Source organism: Actinomadura sp. BRA 177 (assembly GCF_013372625.1).
Lineage (GTDB): Bacteria > Actinomycetota > Actinomycetes > Streptosporangiales > Streptosporangiaceae > Spirillospora.
The window spans coordinates 1-9,480 of record NZ_JABXFD010000077.1 but is presented as its reverse complement, the minus strand read 5'-3'; the positions used below and the strand labels follow the sequence as shown (position 1 = coordinate 9,480).

General features: G+C 73.0%; 8 protein-coding genes. 7 read left to right on the top strand and 1 reads right to left on the bottom strand.

Annotated elements, in window-relative coordinates; all coding sequences use genetic code 11:
* Positions 1–386 precede the first annotated feature (386 nt).
* The 4 genes from HUX53_RS01305 to HUX53_RS01290 all read left to right on the top strand — a co-directional run bounded on the left by HUX53_RS01305 (position 387) and on the right by HUX53_RS01290 (position 6,630).
* The gene (locus tag HUX53_RS01305) at positions 387–1,319 is read left to right on the top strand and encodes a hypothetical protein (protein WP_176401325.1); all 933 of its coding nucleotides are present in this window, start codon (positions 387–389) and stop codon (positions 1,317–1,319) included.
* A 274-nt stretch (positions 1,320–1,593) separates the two neighbouring features.
* Complete coding sequence (locus HUX53_RS01300; protein ID WP_171064042.1) at positions 1,594–1,809, top strand: WhiB family transcriptional regulator; 216 nt, start codon at positions 1,594–1,596, stop codon at positions 1,807–1,809.
* A 147-nt stretch (positions 1,810–1,956) separates the two neighbouring features.
* On the top strand, positions 1,957–5,193 hold the full coding sequence (locus HUX53_RS01295; RefSeq protein ID WP_176401324.1) for a glycosyltransferase family 2 protein: 3,237 nt from the start codon (positions 1,957–1,959) through the stop codon (positions 5,191–5,193).
* Positions 5,194–5,196: 3 nt separating this feature from the next.
* On the top strand, positions 5,197–6,630 hold the full coding sequence (locus HUX53_RS01290) for a DUF5719 family protein (protein ID WP_176401323.1): 1,434 nt from the start codon (positions 5,197–5,199) through the stop codon (positions 6,628–6,630).
* Here HUX53_RS01290 and HUX53_RS01285 read toward each other — a convergent pair.
* Positions 6,627–7,055, bottom strand: coding sequence for a metallopeptidase family protein (locus tag HUX53_RS01285; protein WP_309236990.1), 429 nt, complete (start codon positions 7,053–7,055; stop codon positions 6,627–6,629). The genes HUX53_RS01290 and HUX53_RS01285 overlap by 4 nt on opposite strands.
* A gap of 190 nt (positions 7,056–7,245) precedes the next feature.
* Here HUX53_RS01285 and HUX53_RS01280 point away from each other — a divergent pair, with 190 nt between their 5' ends.
* The 3 genes from HUX53_RS01280 to HUX53_RS01270 all read left to right on the top strand — a co-directional run bounded on the left by HUX53_RS01280 (position 7,246) and on the right by HUX53_RS01270 (position 9,313).
* Positions 7,246–7,626, top strand: coding sequence for a DUF3499 domain-containing protein (locus tag HUX53_RS01280; RefSeq protein ID WP_176401322.1), 381 nt, complete (start codon positions 7,246–7,248; stop codon positions 7,624–7,626).
* 106 nt (positions 7,627–7,732) lie between these two features.
* Entirely contained in the window at positions 7,733–9,088 is a 1,356-nt protein-coding gene (locus HUX53_RS01275; RefSeq protein WP_176401321.1) for a phosphomannomutase/phosphoglucomutase, read from the top strand.
* A 42-nt stretch (positions 9,089–9,130) separates the two neighbouring features.
* Entirely contained in the window at positions 9,131–9,313 is a 183-nt protein-coding gene (locus HUX53_RS01270) for a Trm112 family protein (RefSeq protein ID WP_217918966.1), read from the top strand.
* Positions 9,314–9,480: the final 167 nt, after the last annotated feature.

The following is a 9,480-nucleotide window of genomic DNA, read 5'->3' as shown; positions in this document are numbered from 1 at the left end:
CCCCCCACCCGCAAGACGATCGACCCCCTCTTGGACGAAGCAGGCACTCACCTACGGCACAATTCGTCCACAACCCCAATTCCCGGACGCGCCAGGTCCCCCTCTTGGACGAGGCACAACTCACCCTCTTGGACTGGACGGAAAGCCAGGCGGGAACAGGAGCGGCGACCACGGGCAGGCACGCGGAGGGCGCCCTAGCGCCCGGAGCGGGCATGCCCGACGACGCAGGCGACCGCAGCGCCCACAAACCGCAAGAGGCACAACGACCGCAACAAGGCGTGAGGATCGCCTGCGTCGCGACGGGGGTTCCAGGGGGTCGCCCCCCTGGGCGACACTGTGCAAAGCTTTGGCCTGTAATCAAAACCCATCGGTCTGGAGAAATCACCGTGAACAAGGAAGCCGTCCAGCGCCTGCGCGAACCGGCCGCCTGGGTACTGCTCGCCGCGGCGGGACTGCACTTGCTCGCGGGCCTGATCTCCCTTCTCGGCGGCGGTTCGTTCACCAGCCGCGCGCTGGCGGAGACCCGGGGCGGGACGTTCCTGCAGATCGTGCTGGTCGGGGTGCTCGTCCTCGCGGTGCTGCTGGTGACGTGGGGCGAGACGCAGACGCCGCAGGCCAGGACGATCACCATGGGGTCGCTGGGCGTCCTCGGCGGCATCGCGCTGTTCGGGGTGGTCTCGTGGCTCAGCGGGATGCTCGCCGATTCCGACTACGTGTCGGCGCTGACGAAGCTTTCGGCGTTCTTGGAGGGGGCCGGGAAGCTCGCCGTCGTCGGTGTGGGCGGATGGTTCGTCTTCACCGTGTTCCAGGGGATGCAGCCGCCGCGTCCGCAGCCGCAGCAGCAGATGCAGCAGGGCTACCCCGACTTCGGGTACCAGCAGGGCCAGCCGGGTCAGCCCGGCCAGCCGCAGTACGGGCAGCAGCAGTACGGCCAGCCGCAGGAGTACGGCCAGCAGGCCGGCTTCGAGCAGCAGCAGTACGGGCAGCAGCAGTACCAGCAGTACGGCCAGCAGCCGGGCGCCGAGGGCCAGCAGCAGTACGGCCAGCCGCAGTACCAGCAGCCGCAGCAGTACGGGCAGCAGGACTACCAGCAGTACGGCGCGCAGAGCGGCGGCTACCAGGCCGGTCAGCAGCCGGGGCAGCAGGGCCAGCAGGGGCAGCAGCCGGCCGCCGACCAGGAGGACATGGGCGAGTGGACGCGCGCCTACGGCGGCTCCGGCCAGGACCAGGGCCCGCAGGGGACGCAGCCCGCGCCGCCGCAGGGCGGCGAGCAGGGCGGCGACTGGTACCGGGACAACCGCCCGCCGCCGCCGCAGTGATCCAAGCCCGCCGCTGACCGCCCGATTAACCGATCTTCAAGCCCGCGGTCCGCGCGGCCATCCCGGCATAAGCCGTTTTGTCCCCCAGGAAAGCCTTCCGGCTTGACGGGGCGGGCGCTACACGCGTGTAATTTCGTCCGTGTAGTTTCAATGCCTTCCCGGGGGAAGGAACCGGAGGGATGGCATTGACCAGGGGGTTCCACGGGCAGGGAGGTGCGCTGTGAGCGAGGTGGTCATCCCGCTGGCGCACGGCACAGACGGCGACGGCGAAGAGATGGGCTGGCAGGAGCGCGCCCTGTGCGCGCAGACGGACCCGGAGGCGTTCTTTCCGGAGAAGGGCGGCTCCACTCGCGAGGCCAAGAAGGTGTGCCGGGCATGCGAGGTGCGTACGGAGTGCCTGGAGTACGCGCTGCAGCACGACGAACGTTTCGGCATCTGGGGCGGACTCTCCGAGCGGGAGCGGCGCAAGCTGAAGCGCCAGGCCGTCTAGCGGCCGGCCGGCCGCGCCCGGATCTCGGCGGATCCGGAGCATGCCCCGCGCGGCCGCGCGTACAGTAAGCAGCCGTGCCGGCCACCGGGCCGGCGCGGCTGCTGTATTTTTCCGCCACGACCCTGTCCCCCACAGATCGAGCGATCATTGGCCCCCACTCTCGATCGCCATGTCGTCACGGCGGTCCTCGTCGTCCACGATGGCGCCCGGTGGCTTCCGGAGACGCTGAAGGCGCTGCTCACGCAGGCGCGGCCCGCGCAGCGCCTCGTGGTCGTGGACACCGGAAGCCGCGACCGGGGGCCCGCCGTGCTCGGCGAGGTCGCCGGCGAGGGCACCGTCCTCACGCTGCCGCGCACGACCGGCTACGGGGAGGCGATCGCGGAGGCGCTCCGGCAGGACGCCGCGTCCGCGCCCGTCCCCGACGACGACCCCGGCAACCAGCGCACCGAGTGGATCTGGCTCCTGCACGACGACTCCGCGCCCGCCCACGACGCGCTCGCGCAACTGCTGCGGACGGCCGGCACCGACCCGAACATCGCGGTGCTCGGCCCGAAGGTCCGCGACTGGGACGACCGGCGGGTGCTGCGCGAGCTGGGCGTCACCGTGGACGCCACCGGGCGCCGCGAGCGCGGCCTGGACCGGGACGAGTTCGACCAGGGCCAGCACGACGGCGTCCGGGACGTCCTCGCCGTCGGCAGCGCCGGGATGCTGGTCCGCCGGGACGTGTGGGAGCGGCGCGGCGGCTTCGACATCGAGTACGGGATCTTCCGCGACGACCTGGACTTCTGCTGGCGGGTGCACGCGGCCGGGCAGCGGGTCGTCACGGCGACCGACGCGGTCGTGTACCACGCGGAGGCGTCCCGGCGGGGCGTCCGCGAGATCGGCATGACGGCCGAGCATCCGGCGCGCCGCGACCGCCGCAACGCGCTGTTCACGCTGCTCGCCAACCAGCCGCTTCCGGCGATGCTGCGGGCCCTCGTCCGCAACGTGTGGGCGTCGCTGGTGCACGCCCTCGTCCTGGTGGCGACGAAGCGGCCGGGCGCGGCGCGCGAGGAGTTGCGCGCGCTCGCCGACGTGCTGCGCGACCCGGGCCGGCTGCGGCGGGCACGAGCGGCTCGCGCGGACGGCCGGACCCGCGTGCACCGCAGCATCCGGCGCTTCCAGCCGCGCTGGCTGGTGGCGCGCCGGGCCGTCGAGGCGGCCTCGGAGTATCTCGCCGCGCACGAGCACGAACGGGAGGAAGAGGACATCACGGCGGACGAGCCGGGCCCGATCCGCCGGTTCCTCACCCGCCCGGGCGTCCTGCTCGTCCTCGCGCTGACCGCCGTCACGATCGCCGCGGAGCGGTCCCTGCTCACGGCGGCGGGACGGCTCGGCGGCGGCGCCCTCGTCCCCGCGTGGAGCGGCGGTGCGAGCGATCTGTGGGCGCAGTACCTGTCCGGCTGGCACCCGGTCGGGCTCGGCACCGACGCGGGCAGCCCGCCCTACGTCGGCGTCCTCGCGGTGCTGTCGACGGTCCTGTTCGGCAAGCCGTGGCTGGTCGTGTCGATCCTGCTGCTGGGCAGCGTGCCGCTCGCGGGCCTCACCGCCTACCGGGCGTCCCGGCTGCTGATCACGGAGTCGGCGCTCACCGGCCGCCGCGCCCGCGCTGCCGGCCGCCGCATACCCATCGCCGCCGTCCGCGCGTGGTTCGCCGCCGTGTACGCGCTGCTGCCCGCCGCGACCGGCGCCATCGCGGGCGGACGTCTCGGCACCGCGGTCGTGCTCGTCCTGCTGCCGCTCATCGGCCTGTTCGCCGCCCGCGTCTACGGGCTGCCGCGTTCGGAGGGCGCCCGGTTCGACGCCCGGACGCGGCGCAAGCGCGCCGGACGGGCCGCGTGGACGGTCGCACTGCTGCTCGCCGTCGCGACGGCGTTCGTCCCGCTCGTCTGGCTCATCGCCGTGCTGACGGCGGGGATGGTGTGGGCGCTGCTCGACCGGCCGGGCCACCGGCAGGGCCGCCGCAACGTCGCCATCGCGCTCGCCGTGCCGCCGCTGCTGATGCTCCCGTGGACGGTCGGCCTCCTGCTGCACCCGTCCCGCCTGCTCACCGAGGCGGGCCTGCACCGGCGGTTCGAGCCCGCGACCGCCGCCGACCTGCTCGTACTCGACCCGGGCGGGCCGGGCACGCCCGCGCAGTGGGCGCTCGCGGGCCTGCTCGCGGCCGCCGTGCTGGCGCTGCCGCTGCGCAGCCGCCGGGGCAGCGTGCTGGTGGGCTGGCTGCTCGCCGTGTTCGGGCTGCTCGTCGCCGTGCTGACCAGCGCCGCGACCGTCACCAAGGGTGCGGACGCGGCGCCGGTCTGGCCCGGCGTCGCGCTGATCTTCGCCGGGGCGGGGGTGCTGTTCGCCGCGACCGCCGCCGTCCAGCGCGCCACCGAGGTCATCGCGGGCAAGCACATGGTCTACCGGGCGGGCGGGGCGGCCGTGGTGGTCGCCGCGCTGACCGCGCCCCTGCTGGCCGCCGGATTCTGGGTGGCCGGCGGCGCGGGCGGGCCGCTGGGCAAGGTCGACCCCGACACCGTGCCCTTGTTCCTTCACGCACCGGGCGGGCCGAGGACCCTCGTCCTGCACAGAGAGCCCACCGGACAAGTCTCGTACACGGTTCTCCGGGACGACCGTCCGAGACTGGGCGAATCCGAGGTCACGGTAGGCGGCGAGGCCGAGGAACGCATGGACGACCTCGTCGCGGGCCTGGCCGCAGGACGCGAAGGCGACGATGGGCCCGCGCTGACCCGAATGGGCGTCCAGTACCTGCTGGTGCCGCACCCCAAGAAGGACCCCATCACCAAGGTTCTGGACGCGTCGCCGGAGCTGACCCGCCTGAGCCGTACGGGGACGTTCGCCGTGTGGCGGCTCCAGGCGACGTCCGCCCGGATGCTGCTCTTGCAAGACTCCACGGTCACGCCACTGCCGGCGGGCCGGATCAATGCACGCGTGCAGGTCCCGCCGGGCACGGGCAAACGCACACTGCTCCTGGCCGAACCTGCCGACGATGGGTGGAAGGCCACCTTGAACGGCCGCGAACTCAGAGCGCACACGGTCGACGGCTGGGCGCAGGGTTACGACATCCCGCCAAGCGGAGGCGAGTTCAAGCTGTCCCGGTCGATGACGATGCGGCACACGTGGGTCGTCATCCAGGGCATCGCCGTCCTGCTCGTGGTCGTCCTGGCCCTGCCCGGCGCCCAGACCGACAACCTGGTGTTCAGCGGAGACCGGGAACGACGCCGCCGCGGGTGGCGAGGCGGACATCGCGGACGCCGCCGAGCGAACCACGCCCGCGTCCAGCATGGGACGCCCCCAGCGCTGGAACCGCCGAAGGAACCGAGCCCCGAGGAGGTGTCCTGACCCATGGACAAGGTTTTGCGCCTCCTCGGCATGCGCTACGCCACCGCCGCGCTCATGCTCGTCGCCGTCGCCGCCCTGTACGGGGCCGCGACGTTCTCCCGCCCTGGCGAGGCGTCCGAGAAGGGCCGCACGGCGCCCGTGACCCACGCCGTGGTGGTCTGCCCAGGGCACGAGGGCGGACGGGTCGCCGTCCAGTCGCTCTCCCAGAAAGGCGGCGGGCGCGTGGACATGACGCCGACGAAGGGCGGTTCCCCGCTCGCGTCCATGTCGTCGCCCGGCCAGGGATGGGACAAGGACACCAAGTCGGGTGAGGACTCCTACACCGTCCGCGCGACCGGCGCCATGGCCGCCGGGCTGGAGGCCGAGCAGACCACCCACTGGAGCGGCGGCCCCGACCGCGGCCTCGCCGGCGCCCGCTGCGCGGCCCCCGGCACCGACCGGTGGTTCCTCAGCCCCGGCCCCGTCGCCACCGACCAGCTCGACCTCTACCTCACCAACGTGGACGCGCAGCCCGCGTTCGTGAACCTCAGCGCCCTGTCCGGCGAGGGGCCGCTCGACACCCCGGAGGGGCTCGGCACGCGCGTCGAGCCCTACACCACCCGGGTCGTGAAGATCGGCGACTCCGCGGAGGGCCTCGGCGACATCGTGCAGGGCGCCACCGACCTGGCCCTGCGGGTGCGCACCACCAGCGGCCGCGTCGCCGCGTCGCTGCGCGCCCGGGCCGGGAAGAAGAAGGGCATCGAGTGGCTGCCGCAGTCGGGCGGGCCGGCGACGTCCGTCCTGGTCCCCGGCGTGCCGGGCGGTGGCGGGCAGCGCCGGCTGCTGGTCTCCGTCCCCGGCGAGGCCGACGCCCGCATCAAGGTCCAGGTGATCACCGCGGGCGGCGCGTTCGCGCCGCAGGGCCAGGACGTCCTGGACGCGCCCGCCAAGACCGTGACGTCCGTCCAGCTCACCGGCGCGCTGTCCGGGAAGGCCGCCGCCGTCCGGCTCGTCGCCGACCGGCCCATCCTCGCGGGCTTCGCCGCCGACCGCGGCGCCGACATCGCCTACGGCACGGCCACCCCGCCGCTCGCCGCGTCCGGCCCCGGGGTCGTCGCCGACAACCGGTTCGACTCGTCGCTGATCCTCACCGCACCGGCCGGCGCCGCGACCGTCCAGGTCGTCACCATGAACGCCGCCGGGAAGAGCACACCGCAGGACGTCCAGATCCCGGCCGGACGCACCGTCGAGACCGAACTGACCGCGCCGGGCAAGGACGACGCGTCCTACGGGGCCGTGATCACCCCGAAGCCCGGCTCGGCACCCGTCTACGCGTCCCGCACCCTCGCCAAGGGCAAGGGCGACGACTACCTGTTCACCGTCCTGCCGATCGTCCCCGCCCCGACGACCATCCACCTCCCGGACACGGCCGACTCGCAGACCTCCCTGACGCCCTAGTCGTCCGGGAAGTCGTAGCTCGGGTCGACGGACTCGGGGGAGAGGCCCAAGAGGTCGGCGACCTGCTCCACCAGCAGATCGCGGACGAGGCGCACCCGTTCCGCCTCTCCGGCGGCGCGGGCCTCGACGGGACGGCGGAACACCACGATGCGCACCGGCAGGCCGCTTTCGGCCGGGAGCGTCAGGCCGAGCGGGACGGGGCCTTCGAACCGCGGTTCGAGGTCCGGCACCTCCTCGACCGCGAACTCGACCGCGGCCAGTTCCCGGCCCCAGCGCTGGACCAGCCGCCGCACCTCGTCGTCGACGAGGTCGTCGAACCGCTCCGCGCGGGTCCGCGAGACCGGCGCCTGCGGGGGCGTCAGAGGACCACGGAGGCCACGACCGTGCCGGTCGCGGCGCCGTACGCCTGCCACACGGGATCGCACACGTCCAGCCTACCTCTGCGGACGCCGGCGACTCGCGGGGGAACGCGAGGACGCGCATCCACCAGATACCGCACGGTAAGAGTTCGGGGTCATACGGAATGTAGTTGTTACCCCGGAAATCGCCCGGTAACGGCGACACGTGCGCCGGGGTGGTGGCGGAGCCGCTGGGAGGGAGGTACGGTCAGCCATCGTGAGCCCCGTCCGCACCTGCTCCCGCACCGCCTGCAAGGCGCCCGCAGTGTTCACGCTCACGTACGTCTACCGCGACTCCACCGCGGTCCTTGGTCCGCTTGCCACGTACGCCGAGCCGCACTGCTACGACCTGTGCGCGGAGCACTCCGAACGGCTCACCGCCCCGATGGGGTGGGAACTGGTGCGGCTCCCCGTCGAGGAGGACCCCGAGCCCAGCGCGGACGACCTGGAGGCGCTCGCCGACGCCGTCCGGGAGGCCGCGCGGCCCGCCCCCGGATCCGGCGCCGAGCCGGTCGGGCAGGGCACCGAGGTCGGCCGCCGCGGTCACCTGCGGGTGCTGCGCTCCGAACCCGCCGCCACGCAGCCAGGCCAGGAGTAGCCCCCACGTCGCGGACGGTCGCGATCGTCCTTCCCGGTAGGCTCGTGAACCCGGTTTCTCCGGGCACACGAACTTGCGAGCAGGGTTCTTCGGACAGGGAGCAGGAGTGGGCGACCTCGGCAGGATCTTCAAGGCGTACGACATCCGCGGTGTCGTCCCGGACGAGCTCGACCCCGCGATCGCCGAGGCGGCCGGGGCGGCGTTCGTGCGGGTGACGGGGGCGAGCGCGATCGTCACCGCGCACGACATGCGCGAGTCGTCCGGCCCGCTGTCCGAGGCGTTCGCGCGCGGCGCCACGTCCCAGGGCGCGGACGTGGTCGAGGCCGGGCTCGGCTCCACCGACATGCTGTACTACGCCAGCGGCAGCCTCGACCTGCCCGGCGCGATGTTCACCGCGAGCCACAACCCGGCCCAGTACAACGGGCTGAAGCTGTGCCGGTCCGGCGCGCGCCCGGTCGGCCGCGACACCGGCCTCGGCGAGATCCGCGAGATGATCGAGAACGGCGTCCCCGCGTACGACGGCGAGCCGGGCACGGTGTCGCGGCGGGACGTCCTCAAGGGCTACGCCGAGCACCTGAAGACGCTGGTCGACCTGTCGTCGATCCGCCCGCTGAAGGTCGTCGTGGACGCGGGCAACGGCATGGGCGGGCACACCGTCCCGTCGGTGTTCGAGGGCCTGCCGATCGACCTGGTGCCGATGTACTTCGAGCTGGACGGCACGTTCCCCAACCACGAGGCCAACCCGATCGAGCCGGAGAACCTGCGCGACCTGCAGGCGAAGGTCCGCGAGACGGGCGCCGACATCGGGCTCGCGTTCGACGGCGACGCCGACCGCTGCTTCGTGGTGGACGAGCGCGGCGACATCGTCGCGCCGTCCGCGGTCACCGCGCTGGTCGCGACGCGGGAGCTGGCCAAGCACCCGGGGTCCTCGATCGTGCACAACCTGATCACGTCCAAGGCCGTCCCGGAGATCGTGTCCGAGCACGGCGGGACGCCGGTCCGCACCCGCGTCGGGCACTCGTTCATCAAGCAGACGATGGCGGAGACGGGCGCGGTGTTCGGCGGCGAGCACTCGGCGCACTTCTACTTCCGCGACTTCTGGTTCGCCGACTCCGGCATGCTCGCGGCCCTGCACGTCCTCGCGGCACTCGGGCAGCAGGACGGGCCGCTGTCGGAGCTGCTGACCGAGTACACCCGCTATGTCGCGTCCGGCGAGATCAACAGCGAGGTCGCCGACCAGGACGCCGCCGCCGCGAAGGTCAAGGACGCCTTCGCCGGACGTCCCGGGGTCGGGACGGACGAGCTGGACGGCCTGACCGTCGGCGACGACTCCGCCGGCTGGTGGTTCAACCTCCGCCCGTCCAACACCGAGCCGCTGCTGCGCCTCAACGCGGAGGCCGGCGACGAGGCGACCATGGCGGCGGTCCGCGACGAGGTCCTGGCCCTGGTCAGGGAGAAGTGACCGGGCCGGGAAAGACCGACTCTAGGGAGAAGTGACGCTGCCATGACGATGAAGCTGGACTCCTGGCTGCTGGAGATCCTCGCCTGCCCGAACTGCGGCGGCGAGCTGCGCGCCGACGAGGCCGCGGACGAGCTGGTGTGCACCGGCACGTGCCGCTACGCCTACCCCGTCCGCGACGACATCCCCGTCCTGCTCGTCGACGAGGCCAGGGCCCCCGCCTCGTGAGCGAAGGGCTGGACCCTTCGAGGTTGGAGGACGCCGAGGCGGCGGAGGCGGCCGACCCCGGCGGGATGCTGCGGCTGTCCCCTACTCACCCTTGACGCTGCCGACGACGAGGGCAGTGTAAATGCTGGTTGTTCCCCTATCATCATATATACAACTAAGAAAACAAA

What these genes read in the sequence shown, in the direction of transcription:
- HUX53_RS01290 (WP_176401323.1), top strand. Translation starts at nt 5,197, where the DNA reads ATGGACAAGGTTTTGCGCCTCCTCGGCATGCGCTACGCCACCGCCGCG.
- HUX53_RS01270 (WP_217918966.1), top strand. Translation starts at nt 9,131, where the DNA reads ATGACGATGAAGCTGGACTCCTGGCTGCTGGAGATCCTCGCCTGCCCG.
- HUX53_RS01300 (WP_171064042.1), top strand. Translation starts at nt 1,594, where the DNA reads ATGGGCTGGCAGGAGCGCGCCCTGTGCGCGCAGACGGACCCGGAGGCG.